The sequence below is a fragment of the Pseudoalteromonas arctica A 37-1-2 genome (genome assembly GCF_000238395.3).
Lineage (GTDB): Bacteria > Pseudomonadota > Gammaproteobacteria > Enterobacterales > Alteromonadaceae > Pseudoalteromonas > Pseudoalteromonas arctica.
Genome location: NZ_CP011025.1, coordinates 2,241,714 through 2,255,285, shown reverse-complemented (window position 1 = coordinate 2,255,285; position 13,572 = coordinate 2,241,714). Strand labels below are relative to the sequence as shown.

The 13,572-nt window shown below is 38.4% G+C and carries 13 protein-coding genes; 7 read left to right on the top strand and 6 right to left on the bottom strand.

Features of this window, described 5'->3' with window-relative positions; translation table 11 throughout:
* Positions 1-279: 279 nt before the first annotated feature.
* The gene (gene yfbV / locus PARC_RS10060; protein ID WP_007582569.1) at positions 280-726 is read left to right on the top strand and encodes a terminus macrodomain insulation protein YfbV; all 447 of its coding nucleotides are present in this window, start codon (positions 280-282) and stop codon (positions 724-726) included.
* Here yfbV and PARC_RS10055 read toward each other — a convergent pair.
* Genes PARC_RS10055 through xthA form a run of 3 tightly spaced genes read right to left on the bottom strand, consistent with a single transcriptional unit; the run spans position 723 to position 2,994 of the window.
* Positions 723-1,538, bottom strand: coding sequence for a putative RNA methyltransferase (locus PARC_RS10055; RefSeq protein ID WP_010554247.1), 816 nt, complete (start codon positions 1,536-1,538; stop codon positions 723-725). The genes yfbV and PARC_RS10055 overlap by 4 nt on opposite strands.
* Positions 1,535-2,182 carry an energy-coupling factor ABC transporter permease gene (locus PARC_RS10050; protein ID WP_010554248.1) on the bottom strand — a complete coding sequence of 216 codons (648 nt, stop codon included), beginning with the start codon at positions 2,180-2,182 and terminating at the stop codon, positions 1,535-1,537. Before PARC_RS10050 ends, PARC_RS10055 begins: the two co-directional genes overlap by 4 nt.
* 5 nt (positions 2,183-2,187) lie before the next feature.
* A complete protein-coding gene (xthA, locus tag PARC_RS10045; protein ID WP_010554249.1) occupies positions 2,188-2,994 on the bottom strand; it encodes an exodeoxyribonuclease III in 807 nt (268 codons plus the stop codon).
* Between the two features lie 240 nt (positions 2,995-3,234).
* On the opposite strand from xthA, the gene PARC_RS10040 reads away from it, so the two are divergent.
* The 4 genes from PARC_RS10040 (at position 3,235) to rluB (ending at position 6,025) form a co-directional block, all read left to right on the top strand.
* Entirely contained in the window at positions 3,235-3,666 is a 432-nt protein-coding gene (locus PARC_RS10040; RefSeq protein ID WP_007582577.1) for a hypothetical protein, read from the top strand.
* 226 nt (positions 3,667-3,892) lie between these two features.
* Positions 3,893-4,414: an EF-hand domain-containing protein gene (locus PARC_RS10035; protein ID WP_007582579.1), complete on the top strand. Its 522-nt coding sequence runs from the start codon at positions 3,893-3,895 to the stop codon at positions 4,412-4,414.
* Between the two features lie 151 nt (positions 4,415-4,565).
* Positions 4,566-5,156: an SMC-Scp complex subunit ScpB gene (gene scpB / locus PARC_RS10030; RefSeq protein ID WP_010554250.1), complete on the top strand. Its 591-nt coding sequence runs from the start codon at positions 4,566-4,568 to the stop codon at positions 5,154-5,156.
* A complete protein-coding gene (gene rluB, locus PARC_RS10025) occupies positions 5,153-6,025 on the top strand; it encodes a 23S rRNA pseudouridine(2605) synthase RluB (protein ID WP_007582584.1) in 873 nt (290 codons plus the stop codon). The genes scpB and rluB overlap by 4 nt, the downstream gene beginning before the upstream one ends.
* A gap of 81 nt (positions 6,026-6,106) precedes the next feature.
* Here the strand turns inward: rluB and PARC_RS10020 are convergent, their stop codons facing one another.
* Positions 6,107-6,853: a YciK family oxidoreductase gene (locus tag PARC_RS10020; protein ID WP_007375386.1), complete on the bottom strand. Its 747-nt coding sequence runs from the start codon at positions 6,851-6,853 to the stop codon at positions 6,107-6,109.
* Between the two features lie 206 nt (positions 6,854-7,059).
* On the opposite strand from PARC_RS10020, the gene PARC_RS10015 reads away from it, so the two are divergent.
* Positions 7,060-9,519, top strand: coding sequence for a VolA/Pla-1 family phospholipase (locus tag PARC_RS10015; RefSeq protein WP_010554251.1), 2,460 nt, complete (start codon positions 7,060-7,062; stop codon positions 9,517-9,519).
* A gap of 54 nt (positions 9,520-9,573) precedes the next feature.
* On the opposite strand, the gene PARC_RS10010 is transcribed toward PARC_RS10015, so the two are convergent.
* Positions 9,574-10,899, bottom strand: coding sequence for an IS4 family transposase (locus tag PARC_RS10010; RefSeq protein WP_096058058.1), 1,326 nt, complete (start codon positions 10,897-10,899; stop codon positions 9,574-9,576).
* Between the two features lie 163 nt (positions 10,900-11,062).
* Between PARC_RS10010 and sohB the strand changes: the two genes are divergently transcribed.
* The gene (gene sohB / locus PARC_RS10005) at positions 11,063-12,079 is read left to right on the top strand and encodes a protease SohB (RefSeq protein WP_007582588.1); all 1,017 of its coding nucleotides are present in this window, start codon (positions 11,063-11,065) and stop codon (positions 12,077-12,079) included.
* 97 nt (positions 12,080-12,176) lie between these two features.
* Here sohB and PARC_RS10000 read toward each other — a convergent pair whose 3' ends face one another.
* Positions 12,177-13,511, bottom strand: coding sequence for a dicarboxylate/amino acid:cation symporter (locus PARC_RS10000; RefSeq protein ID WP_007582590.1), 1,335 nt, complete (start codon positions 13,509-13,511; stop codon positions 12,177-12,179).
* Positions 13,512-13,572 lie beyond the last annotated feature (61 nt).

The following is a 13,572-nucleotide window of genomic DNA, read 5'->3' as shown; positions in this document are numbered from 1 at the left end:
CAATTTCCATAAACAAATTTAGTAAGTAAACGTTAATACGTAATCGTTACACTTACGGTATTAAATAAAGCTAAAACAATTGAATGTTCAATTGCAAAGTGGTTAACGCAATGTTAATTACTTTACCTTAATTAAGATGTTTAAGTTAGGATTGTTCGCCATTAAAAGGTAAATTTAAGCTGTTTTACTGAGAAAGTGTAACTCTTTCATTTTGTGTTACACTTTGAGTATAGCTCGTTTTTCCATTGTATTTAAAAGCAGTATCTGTGAGGAGTCATGATGCAAAAAAGTGTGATGTCACAATTACAAACTGGCCGTTTGTATGGTAAAAAATGGCCAATGCGCAAAGAGCTTGCGCCTTTGTTTTTAGAGTTTAGAGTAATTAGAGCGACTGAGCTTGCCATTACAGTAATGCCAATCTTAGCCATGCTAACATTGTTTTTTCAGCTAAATTACTTGGGTTCTGATTTTTTACCGCAAGCCATTGCAAGTGCATTATTTTTTATATCTTTACCATTACAAGGCCTATTTTGGTTGGGTAAGCGGGCGCAAACGCCTTTAGAGCCTGCGATGCAAAAATGGTATAACGAGCTGTACACTAAAATGGCAGCTAATGGATATCAAACGCAGTTAAGTGAAAACAAGCCCCGTTATATGGAGCTTGCCAATTTACTTAAAGATATGTTTGATAAAATGGACAGGGCGTTTACTAAAGAGCAGTTTTAGAGAGTTACATCATTATCTATTTTGGTAAACTGAGTAATATAAAATGATAAGGTGACAGTGTGTTCACCTTTTTCTTCGAGTGCTGTCCAGTGCTCGGGTCTAAATTTCCATGCAAATGGCGTCATCATTATTAAGTTTTTAATATCAGTAAAGCTAAGCGCTACATGCTCTGTTAAAAGGATCTGCTCTGATTTTTGAAACCCTTTTGGAGTGGCTATTTCAGTATGTTCGTTTACTTCTGAATATATATACGATTTTAGCTCTTTTAAATGACAAGGTCCTGGGCTTGCAACTACTAATGTTGCGTTTTGATTTGCTAGGCGTTCAAGCTCTTGCTCAAACAAAGGTGCAAATACACTTACAAGTACATCAGCAAATTGGCTTTTAAAGGGCGCTTGGCTGATTGATGCCACACTAAATTGGCAATTAGGGTAGCGCTTAGCTGCATATCTAACCGCTGATTTTGAAATATCGACGCCGAATACAACAGCATTTGTTTTATTCGCTATTGCTTGGGTATAAAACCCTTCACCGCATCCTAAGTCAATTACTGTATTTGCACTTATATTACTGATTATATCACTAAGGCTTTGCTGTAAAAAACGATAATACCCACGCTCTAAAAATGCACGTCTGGCTTGTACCATTTCAAGTGAATCACCCGGTTGTTTTGAATTTTTCTGTTGCACAGGCAGTAAATTCACATAGCCTTCTTTAGCAAAATCAAAGCTGTGGTTGTTAGCACAACGAAGTGTTGAATCAGTTTTCAAAAGTGCTAGGTTACACAGCGGGCATTGATATTCAAGACTCATGAGCCTAGGTAGTCCTTATCGTAAAAAGTTTTTACCCAATGCGGGCGATAGGTGATCATAATTGTTATAGCCATGCCGTTGAGCATTGCTTCAGGAAACCAAATTATGGCACTTAAATAAACGTAGTTATCTGCAAGTTCTTGCCAATTGTATTGCCCTATAGCTAAGTAAAATAAAGCACCTAGGCCTATTTTTATACAGGCTATAAATCCTGCGGTTATAAACGCACAAACAAATATATAAACAAAAAAATGACGAGGTAAATATTGGTAACTAATTATAAAGCCAAGATAGCTCAATAAAATAGGAATAAACGCACCAATAAGCAGTTGTACTGGTAACAGCTCAAGTTCAATTTGACCAAAGGCAGCGAGTAGGGCTGTAGCAAGTAGGCTACTTAAAATAGTCAATCGCCAGCCTAAAATTAATGTAGCAGCCGTAACACCGAGTATGTGTAAATCAAGGCCAGTTAAAATGCCAGCCTTTATTCGCCAAAGCACTGCAAACACTAACGCACACGCAAGTACGCCAGTTTGACGGACTGGCGTATTAAGCAATGTTTTATATGTTTTTTTATCAAAGCTCAATAGAGCAATAATAATTACAAGAGCCCAAAGTAGCCCCTGCATTGTTAGGCTGAGCATACTAATTACTTAAATGTTGACCATATAGGGGCATGATCTGACGGTTTTTCAATACCGCGAAGTTCGTAATCAATACCTGTATCTATGCAGCGTGCTGCAAGCTCATTGGTTGCAAGCACTACATCTATACGAAGTCCTCGATTATCTACAAACCCTTTAGAGCGATAGTCAAACCACGAGTATTGATCGTCTGTTTCAGGGTTTTGCTCTCTAAAGGTGTCTTTAAAACCCCAATTAAGTAATGTTGCAAGCCACTCACGCTCTACCGGTTGGAAAGAACATTTACCCGTTTTTAACCAACGTTTAGCATTTACGTCGCCAATACCAATATCTAAATCGGTAGGTGATATGTTGATATCACCCATAACGATGACGTCTTGATCGGGTGTGTGATTGGTTTCAAGGTGTGTCATTAAATCTTTATAAAATTGACGTTTATAAGGGAATTTAGTTTCGTGATTAATATTATCACCTTGTGGGAAGTAGCCATTCATGACAGTAAGGTCGCGACCGTTTTCTTGTTCAACAGTGACGCTTATCATGCGTTTTTGCGATTCATCTGTATCGGTGGCAAAACCTTTTAAGACCGATTTAGGCTCTTTTTTGCATAACATAGCTACGCCATAATGCGCTTTTTGACCATGAAAGTAGACGTGATATCCCATTTTTTGTACATCTTCTAATGGGAATGCTTCGTCGTGAACTTTAATCTCTTGCAAGCCAATAACGTCTGGTTGATGTTTGTCGATAATTGCTTGTAATTGGTGAAGACGAGCACGCAGACCATTGATATTGAAAGAAATCACTTTCATAAAATTTACCTTAAAATTGGTTCTATTTAATAGATTAAATTGTATCAGTAAATACGCGTACATAACATGACTGAATTGAGATAATAGCTGCGCAAATGTTGATCAAATGATGGGTAAAGTTTAAACATTGTGAATACAATATTAATTATTTAAATAAATAAAAAATTCAATTGAACTTAACTTTATTGAATATATAATGCGCGAAATTCACTTGTTTAGCTCGTTCAAATAGGATCTCTCATGAAAACTCAACTACTTTTAGCCACTGCTTTACTAGCATCTGCAACTGCGTCAGCTCAAAGCAATACTTACTTTAGCCAAGATAACAAAATTGAGTCTAAGTTATGTGTACTAAGTGCAAACGAAGGCTTTAGCGTTGCTCGTAAAGAAGCTGCCCAACACGGTGTTTACCTATCTCGTTTTTCTAAAAGCATTTTATGTAATGGTGAAGATATTCGTGATATTGCTAAAAAAACGACATTAAGCAACGCATCAGTTGAGAAAGTAGAAGTATTTGCAAAAGACGCTCAACAAGAAACTCAATTATGTATGACGGCTTTAAAACAAGGTTTAGCACCTGTTCGTCAAAAAATTGGTAACCTAAACTCATTAAAATGTAATGGTCAAAACGTTACTGAGTTTGTTAAACGCTACCAAAACGCAGCAATCTAATTATTAGCTTAACTATATAAGTAAATTTGAAATGCCTGGTTTTTACCGGGTATTTTTTTGCAAAAATTACAAGGTTGTTTGCAAAGCTTGCAAGCTTAACTTATTGAAACTGTTTAATAAATATACCGATCGAGATTAAGTTATTGATTATTATAAGTTAACTATTATTGGCATTGGATTTGTATTAGTTAAAGTGACATTTAATTAATTACGAAGGATACGTCTTATGAAAAAGTTAACATTAGCAGCCACTATTTTAGCATCATTAAGCCTAGCGGCTTGTTCATCTAATCAAGGTCTTGAAAGAATAGACAGTGACTTTGCAAGTTTAGATAATGATAGCGATGGCTACATCTCAAAAGTTGAAGCTGATGACGATAGCATTTGGGGCCATTTTTCAAATATTGATACCAATATGGATAACGAAATTAGCCGCAAAGAATTTAACACTTATATGAAGCTTAATAATGGCAAAGTAGCCACTGATTCTGAAGTAAGTGAGTCGGCATTTAAAGCTGAAATTGCTAAATTCGATAAAATTGAAAGCAGTTTTTCAAGCTTAGATAACGACAGCAATGGCTATATCTCGGTAGTTGAAGGTAACGATGATGATATTTCAAATCATTTTGGTTACATGGATAAAAACCAAGATAAGCGCATCAGTAAAAGCGAGTTTATGGGTTACATTAAAAAATACGGTAACGCAGTAGCTGAAGATGATGCATTAGAAGCTTTTAAAAGTAACTAATAGTTACCATTTTAGTAAGTAAGATTAAAGCCAGTGCTAGTCACTGGCTTTTTTGTGTTTTAAATTTAGTTATTTGATAGATATATTTTCCTAGTTTGGTGTTGTTCTGTCATAATAGATGGCTGTGTATTTTTATTTGTTAAGAGTGTGTATGGTGGGTCGGCGAATTAGTGATGAACAACTAGTTGAGATCATTGAAGCAGCTATTTTTGTTGCAGATAAGCCTGTTAGTAAACGCCACCTTAAAGACATCGTATTAATAGATTTAGCTATTTCTATGACGCGAATAAATGACGCAATAGATACAATACAAGAACATTTTCAAACTCGTGGTATTCGCTTAGTTGAAGTTGGTAGTGGGTATCGGTTTCAGGCATGCAGTAGTTTAAGCCCTTGGTTAAATAACTTGTGGCAAGAACGCGCACCAAAATACTCGCGTGCTTTACTGGAAACATTATCACTTATTGCATACAGGCAGCCCATTACACGCGGCGAAATTGAGCAAGTAAGAGGTGTTACTACGGGTTCGAATATTATTAAAACCTTACTCGAAAGAGAGTGGGTTAAAGTGGTAGGGCATAAAGAGGTTCCGGGAAAGCCGGCTTTATATGCAACTACTAAGCAATTTTTAGATTATTTTTCGTTAACTGGACTTGAAAATTTACCTGCGTTGCCAACAGAGCAGCAAAGTAAAATTAACCAGTTATTGAGCGATCCTTCTGTGAGAGAACCATCCGAATGAGTATTATACAAGGTGAAAAGTTACAAAAAGTCTTAGCCCGTGCAGGCGTAGGCTCACGCCGTGAAATGGAAAAATACATTGACGCAAACCGCGTTAGTGTAAACGGTAAAGTGGCAAAGTTAGGTGACCGTGTTGAAGAAACCGATTTGATTCGTGTTGACGGACACAGTGTAAAAATCGAAGAAAAAGCAGACCGAATCTGTCGTGTGATTATGTATAACAAGCCAGAAGGTGAGTTAAGCACACGTAAAGATCCTGAAGGGCGTCGTACTGTATTTGACCGACTTCCGCGTATTGATGGCGATCGCTGGATTGCGGTTGGTCGACTAGACGTTAATACATCGGGTTTAATGCTTTTTACAAACGATGGTGAACTGGCAAACCGTTTAATGCACCCAAGCTATGAAGTAGAGCGTGAATACTCTGCACGTGTATTTGGTGAAGTAACCAACGAGACGGTTAAAAACTTACTACGTGGTGTTGAACTTGAAGATGGTCCAGCCAAATTCACGACTGTAACCCCTATGGGTGGCGAAGGTGTTAACCGTTGGTTTAACGTAACGTTAAATGAAGGGCGTAACCGTGAAGTTCGTCGTTTATGGCAGTCTCAAGATGCGGAAGTATCTCGCCTTATTCGTATTCGTTACGGTAAACTAGAGCTTGATAAGCGCGTGCCACAAGGTGGTTGGATGGAGTATGATTTAGAAACAGTAAACTACTTGCGTAAAACCGTTAAATTAGGCCGCGAAACACAAACTAAGCTTTCTGTTATGCCTGAAAAACGCAAAGATAAACGCGCTAAAATCAACCAAATTCGTAAAGCAGTTAAAAAACACAATCAGCGTGTTAAGCCGACTAAACGTAAATAATCAATTAGTTATTTATTGAACACAAAAAAGCCGCTAATTGCGGCTTTTTTAATGTGCTGTTTAAATTATTTAAACTCTAAATTACTTTTTTACTTGAGCATCTAACGATTCGCCATTCACTTCACTAGAATCGTCACTCATTAGATATAAATATGTAGGCATTAAATCCTCTGGTGTAGCAAGCGCGTCTCTATCTTCACCTGGATATGCAGCAGCTCGCATTGAAGTGCGAGTAGCGCCTGGGTTAATACAGTTTACACGAATATTCGTTTTACCTACTTCGCATGCCCATGTTTGCATCATACCTTCTACTGCAAATTTTGAGATGGCATAAGGCCCCCAAAATTCACGACCTTTGCGGCCCACACCTGATGACGTAAATACTATCGATGCATTATCAGACTTACGAAGAACAGGAAAAAGTGCTTTAGTGATCATTGCTTGTGCAGTCACGTTTACTTTCATTATGTTTTCGAACGTAGATGAGCAAAAATGTTCAAGCGGACCGAGTGACCCTAAAATACCTGCATTATTAAGCAACCCATCAAGGCGTCCAAACTGATATTCGATTGTTGCAGCAAGGTCACGGTAGTTTTGCTTCGTTGCGCCTTTTAAATCCATAGGGACTATTGCAGGTTTAGGGTAGCCAGCATTAACAATTTCATCGTAAACACATTCAAGTTTATTAGTTGTTTTTCCTAATAAGATAACTGTAGCGCCGTATTTTGCATACGTAATTGCTGCAACTCGGCCAATACCATCACCGGCGCCTGTTATTAAAATAACTTTATCTTTAAGTGCGTTTTCAGCTGCTTGATATGTGTGCATAAAAGTACCAATTCATATAATTTTTTTGATTTTAACATAGCGAAACGTGAAGTAATCGAATTTATTGTAAAATTAGGTGGCGAAAATAGAAACTTTACGTTAAGTTTAACTGGTCTAATGTCTCATTAATAACCTGATTACATTGTTTTAACTTAATACACTGATTAAACACACTATAAAAATAAAATACGTGCGGAGCCAACAATATGAAAAAAATGCTACTTTCACTCTCAGTTACAGCTGCTTTAGCAGGTTGTGGCGGTGGAGAAACGTTAACAGATGTCAAAAACGACACAGCACCAGTTATCCCAACAGCAACAGTTACATTTGATCCAGCAGCAGGTATCTTATCGGTACCCAATGATTTATTAATGAGTGGAACTCAAGACGGTACACTTAATATTCCTGGTGAATTAGATGACAACAATGTCTCTATTTCGCGCGCAGCTTATGCAAACCCTCAACTTGCACTAGGTGCACTTGATGGTTGGTCTTCGCAGGTTCCTTATAAAATCGATTTAACATTCCCACCAAATGTGAGTTTAGATGAAGCGTCTGCTGGGACCCCTGGTACAGTAAGAATTTTTGAAGTTGTAATGGGTGCAAGTTTAACTGATGCAGAATGTTCAGTTGTAGCTGCCGGTACTGCTTGTAAATTGGTCGGTGAGCTTACTTTTGGTGTTGACTTTGTTACTCAAGCTTCAGGTGATGGCGTTGCTATTATACCTTTAAAACCTTTTACGGCCGGTAGCTCATACATCAATGTATTAACTACAGCGCTTAAGGATTCTTTAGGTCGTTCTATTGAGCCTTCATCTACTTATGCCTCTGTGAGTGAAGAAGCGCCGTTAATTACAGAAGCCCAACTTGGTTTGCAAGGTGCTGTAAATAGCTACGAAAATGTAGTAGTTAGTTCAGGCGATATTTCAAAAGACGATATTATTTTTTCTAGCGCAATGACTATTCAATCAGCAGGGCCAGTACTTGGTACTATTAAGCAATTATTAGCTGGTAGTTTGAGAAACCCTGCAACCATACCAAAAATAACTATCACAGAGTCTGAAGAAACGGTTAAAGATTTTTTAGGTTTTCCAGACATAGCTACTTTTGCACCATTTGATGCTGTTGAATACATTAAAGGTGAAATTACTTTACCAATGTATCTAGGCACACCTACAGGTACCGATATAAGCGCTTTGAATGACACATACTGGAAAGCAATGTGTTCAAGCCCTGTTGCAGTATTAAATCAGTTAGCCGCGGATCAAAAGTTACGAGATGAGGGTAAAGAAGAAGATATTGATGCAACTATGTTTGACGAAGGGCCTTATGAAGACGTTTGTCAGCAAATAAATACCCGTCTACATGACTATCCAAAAATAGATATTACTCGGCATTTAACTAAATATAACCCAGTTCCATTAGCTCAAAGCAATGAGACTATACCTGTACAAATTACAAAGCCAATTTTAGCTGATATAAATGTTTATCGTTCAGCTTATGGTTTACCTGAGCTTGAAAGTATCCCAGAAGGTGGTTGGCCTGTTGTGATTATGCAGCACGGCATTACAACAAAAAAAGAAAGTATGCTTGCTTTAACTGCGCAGCTTTCTATTCAAGGCTTTGCAACGGTTGCTATTGACCATCCAAGACATGGTGAGCGTGGAATAGATGTTGATGATGATGGAACAGACGACTTTAATGCAACAACGGGCTCTGTACTTAGTTACATGAACTTAAGTTCATTGCTTGTTGCACGTGATAGCTTACGTCAATCGGCTGCTGATTTATTAGGCCTTCGTTTAGGCCTAAACTTTATCAACGATACAACTATTAATAGTAAAGACGTTACCTACATTGGGCATTCGCTAGGTTCTATTGTTGCTCCAGCATTTATTGCTCAAGCTAATACGCCAATGGCAGAAACGCTTGATCCGCTATTTAATGTAAACACGGTAGCGCTTGCAAGTGGTGGTGGCGGTATAGCAAGTTTCTTACTTGAATCTGCTGCGTTTGGTCCATTTATTCAAGGTTCAGTACTTTCACAAGCGGGTACAACAGAAGCTGATGAACTTAACGTTTACTTACAGGGCGCTGCGCTTTCTAACTGTGGTTCATTGGCATCGGAGGATATGGAAGCTTATTTAACGTGTGGTTACAGCGAATATATTGCATCACTTACCACTGCGGGTGAAACGACTAAACTTACTAACATTCAAGGTGTATTTACACAGTTTGCTTTTGCGGCGCAAACAGCATTAGATAGTGGCGACCCAACGAACTACGCAGCCACTGTGAAAGCATTAGGTACTCCTGTTTATACTAATGTTGTTGTAGGTGATGGTGTTGATAACAAGCCTGACCAAGTGATACCACCAATGGCAGCTAATAATCCTATTTCTGGCACAATTCCATTAGCTAACTTGATGGGTCTTGAAACAGTAAGCTCTTCGCAAGCATTGAGTGAAACACCTTCGAGCTATTTAGTTAAATTTACGACTGGCCATCATGGTTCTATTTTAACGCCAGCTCAAGATGCTGCAGAGGCTTCGACTGTTGAAGGCAGTGCAGCTGCTAATGCAGAAATGCAGTTACAAGTAGCAACTTACTTAGCTGCTCGCGGACGGATGTTATTAGTGTCAAATCCTGAGATTGTGACTGATTAATAACCAGTAAAATAATTAACCTTTAAAAGCCACTGAAAAGTTAACGCCATTCAGTTAAGCATGCTTTGACTTAATGGTGTACCGAGTTTTTGAAATTCGAACGGTCCTACTTTTGGGCCGTTTTCTTTTTTCTGGAAGAATATAACGTTTCACTCGTTCTCGCATTGCCCTTAATTTCTTTGGAATTGAACCTGGCGAAGCGATGGCACACCAGAGTATCTCATCCTGTATATCCCGCAAAGCCATGACAAAACTAATTCTCAGCGGGGAGACTTTAGCCTCTTTGGCTATTCGACTTATCTCTACTCGAATTAAATTGTAGGCTAGCAATATACCCCATAGCTCTTGATTGACTCCATCTACAGTCTGACTACGCAAAAGAATACTATCCTCAAGCATCTGGTGTTTTATTTCTCCATAGCTATTTTCAATTTCCCAGCGCTCGAAATAGACATCAAGAATGGCCTGCGCACCAAAAGCCTGTTTATCATCCAAAGAGCACAGCAGACCTTTTATTTTTCCAGGCCCCATTGGCTCAGGATAAAGAACCAGTCTGGCCTGCCAGCACTCAGGAAGCGAAGGGTCTTGTTTTCTGGCATGCGCAGATACACTCATTTCTACTTTGAAGTCATGCTCAGAGTAAGATTCAATGACGGTGTATTGCGTGTTGCTTTTAATCGGGACCATCCAGTGCGACTGTGGGTGTTGCTTACGCCAATTAATCAGTAGCTCAGCGCTGAGATAACATCGGTCAAAAATAGTTAGACTGTTATCACTTACATGACTAAATAACTGCTTTGCGTAGTTCACCTCACCTTGATAACTGGGCCCGAAGGCAACGTGGTGTATCAACCGGCTACGCAAGGAGCTTAAGGCGCATAGGCGTACAATAGGATATTCTGTATGACGGTTTTTACTGTGCTTAATATAGTGAAAGTGCTCAGCAAGAGCAGGTGTATCAGGTGCACGAAATTGCGTTCCATCGACAGAAAATAACCGGAGTCCATACCACGTATCATCAGCATCTTCTTCTTGTGTCCAATGGGCCGCACATAGGTGAAATAAGGCTTGGAGGGGGTCGCTACTCAGGCGCTGTCTCGCTTGAGGAATAGCACTTGGAGCAACCGTATCGCCCAGGGTATCAGTGAGTGTTAAATCTAACTTCTCAACAACGTCACTAATAGAGCGGTCGCGAAAAAGACCCATTGCAATGATAAGCCAGACGACAAGCTCAGCAGGTAACTTACGTTTGCGAATACTTGCTTTATCGGTCTGCTCGAGCACATTAGAAATCCACTCAAGAGGGATATGTTTCTGAAATGTAGATAAAGAGTCAGGAGTGGCGAATATATCCGTATCAAGTAACCAATGACTAAGCATAAAAATACCCTCATAATCAAAAGATGATAAGGGTATTGTGAAGCAACCAAAAGATCGGTCAACCGATCAAAAATACCTTAACTGATCGGTGTTAACTGAAAAGTGGCTTTTTTTTGCTTTAAAGCATGCTAAATTAGCTGAAATTTATAAATGGAGAAACCTGTTGGAATTTTTATACGAGTACGGTTTGTTTTTTGCTAAGACAGTCACTTTTGTTATCGCTATAGCAGTTATTTTAATGCTAATAGTTGGCGCTGCAGTTAAGCCAAAGGCCAAAAAAGGTGAAATACAAATTGACGATATATCAGAGCAGCTAGTTGAACTTAAAGAAAGTTTTTTACAAAATACGTTGGGTAAAAAAGAGCTTAAAGCGCATCAAAAACAGCTTAAATCAAAAAGTAAAAAAGCAGATAAAGATGAGCCTAAACCTCGTTTATATGTAATTGACTTTGTGGGTAGTATGGACGCTCACGAAGTAGAAAGCCTGCGAGAAGAAATTACAGCCATTATCTCTATTGCCGATCCAAGTAAAGACAAAGTACTTATTCGTTTAGAAAGTGGTGGCGGTGTTGTACATGGCTACGGACTTGCTGCATCTCAGTTACAGCGTATTAAAAGTGCGGGTATTCCTCTGAGTGTTGCAATTGATAAAGTGGCAGCAAGTGGTGGTTACATGATGGCGTGTGTCGCGGATGAGATACTTGCAGCGCCTTTTGCAATAGTTGGATCTATTGGTGTGATAGCTCAAATACCTAACTTTAATAAAATATTAAAGAAAAATGATGTTGAATTTGAGCAAATAACAGCAGGTGAATTTAAACGCACACTTACTTTATTTGGTGAAAACACAGATAAGGCCCGTGAAAAATTTCGTGAAGAAATTGAACAAACACATGATTTATTTAAAACGTTTGTAAGCACTCAACGTCCAAGCTTAGATATAAACTTAGTTGCGACAGGTGAGCATTGGTTTGCAACTCAAGCGATAGATAAAGGCTTGGTAGACGTAATAAAAACGAGTGATGATGCATTGCTAGAGCAGCAACATGAGCGTCAAATTTATAAGATCAAATACAAAGTTAAAAAAGGGCTGAGCGATAAGCTAGCTCTTGGCTTGAGTAGTGGTGTAAATAAAGTGGGAATAAACTTACTTTCTAAGTTTAAGTCGTTAAATCCTTAGATTAGAATCTTTTTCAGGATTCAGTTTAATTATTTTTACTCGAAAAAAAACCTTGATGGATTGCATCAAGGTTTTTTTATAGCTGTATAAATGTAGCTTATGAGTCAATAGATTTATGATAATCTTCTAAGTCTTTAGCTGCATTAGGATCGTTAAATATGCTCTCATCTAGCTCACCTTCAGACTTGGCAACAACACAGGTAACCATACAATCGCCGGTTACATTAACTGCTGTACGTGTCATATCAAGTAATCTATCTACACCGATAATAATTGCAATCCCTTCTACAGGTAAGCCAACTTGGTTAAGTACCATTGCCAGCATTATTAAACCAACACCAGGTACGCCTGCTGTACCTACAGAGGCAAGTGTTGCTGTTAATATAACCATTAGATAATCAGATATTGTCAAATCGACACTAAACACTTGTGCAATGAACACGGTAGCCACACCTTGCATGATGGCAGTGCCATCCATGTTAATGGTAGCACCCAGTGGGATAGTAAATGAGGCAACCGAGTTATTAGCACCTAATTTTTTAGTAGCAGTTTCAAGTGTAATAGGCATAGTTGCGCTTGAGCTCGAGGTACTAAATGCAAATAAGCATGTGTGCTTCATTTTTGCTAAGAAAATAAGCGGGTTTAAGCCCGTTAATATTTTTAAAAGCAATGTGTAGTTTACAAAAGCATGTAATAACAGTGCAAGCACTACAACGCCAAAGTACTTAGCTAAGCTCACAATTAAGTTAAGCTCAATTGTTGTAAACAGTTTTGCCATTAAAAAGAACACGCCATAAGGGGCAATATTCATTAAAAGCGTAACTAGTTTTAAAATCACAGTGTTTAAATCTTCAAATACGGTAGCAACACGCTTTCCTGCTTTACCACTTAATGCCATTGCTACACCAAATAAAAGTGCAAACACAATAACTTGAAGCATATTACCTTTGGCCATCGCTTCAAAAGGGTTTGTAGGAAACATATCTATAATTACACGCGCTAGGGTAGGCGCTTCTTTCGCGTCGTAAGTTGCATTAGATGGCAAGCTTATACCTTCACCTGGGCTAAATAATAAGGCAAGTGTAATTGCGACTGTTATAGCAATAGCCGTCGTTAATAAGTATAAACCAATAGATTTACCACCTAGGCGACCTAATTTTTTAGGGTCACTTAAGCTACAGGTACCACAAACAAGCGATACAAAAACAAGAGGCACCACTAACATTTTCAAGCTGGCAATGAATATTTGACCACCAACATGGAAAATACCATCAACAAAAAAGGCTTTAATTGGCAAAGAGAATAACCCAAGTGGTATTAGATAATCGTCTTCACCAGCTAATATAGCCTGAAATATAAAACCTACTGTAACCCCAAGCGCCATACCAATCATGATGCGAGTGGTTAAACTCATTGAACGGATTTTTGACATATTTCCTGATCTACATTTTATAAATTTGCCATAGACTACCAGCAAGGAAATATTTACTACA

Coding starts and splice junctions, on each gene's coding strand:
- PARC_RS10010 (WP_096058058.1), bottom strand. CDS start 10,899: ATGCTTAGTCATTGGTTACTTGATACGGATATATTCGCCACTCCTGAC.
- PARC_RS10015 (WP_010554251.1), top strand. CDS start 7,060: ATGAAAAAAATGCTACTTTCACTCTCAGTTACAGCTGCTTTAGCAGGT.
- rluB (WP_007582584.1), top strand. CDS start 5,153: ATGAGTATTATACAAGGTGAAAAGTTACAAAAAGTCTTAGCCCGTGCA.
- yfbV (WP_007582569.1), top strand. CDS start 280: ATGCAAAAAAGTGTGATGTCACAATTACAAACTGGCCGTTTGTATGGT.
- PARC_RS10055 (WP_010554247.1), bottom strand. CDS start 1,538: ATGAGTCTTGAATATCAATGCCCGCTGTGTAACCTAGCACTTTTGAAA.
- PARC_RS10050 (WP_010554248.1), bottom strand. CDS start 2,182: ATGCTCAGCCTAACAATGCAGGGGCTACTTTGGGCTCTTGTAATTATT.
- PARC_RS10035 (WP_007582579.1), top strand. CDS start 3,893: ATGAAAAAGTTAACATTAGCAGCCACTATTTTAGCATCATTAAGCCTA.
- PARC_RS10000 (WP_007582590.1), bottom strand. CDS start 13,511: ATGTCAAAAATCCGTTCAATGAGTTTAACCACTCGCATCATGATTGGT.
- xthA (WP_010554249.1), bottom strand. CDS start 2,994: ATGAAAGTGATTTCTTTCAATATCAATGGTCTGCGTGCTCGTCTTCAC.
- scpB (WP_010554250.1), top strand. CDS start 4,566: ATGGTGGGTCGGCGAATTAGTGATGAACAACTAGTTGAGATCATTGAA.
- PARC_RS10040 (WP_007582577.1), top strand. CDS start 3,235: ATGAAAACTCAACTACTTTTAGCCACTGCTTTACTAGCATCTGCAACT.
- PARC_RS10020 (WP_007375386.1), bottom strand. CDS start 6,853: ATGCACACATATCAAGCAGCTGAAAACGCACTTAAAGATAAAGTTATT.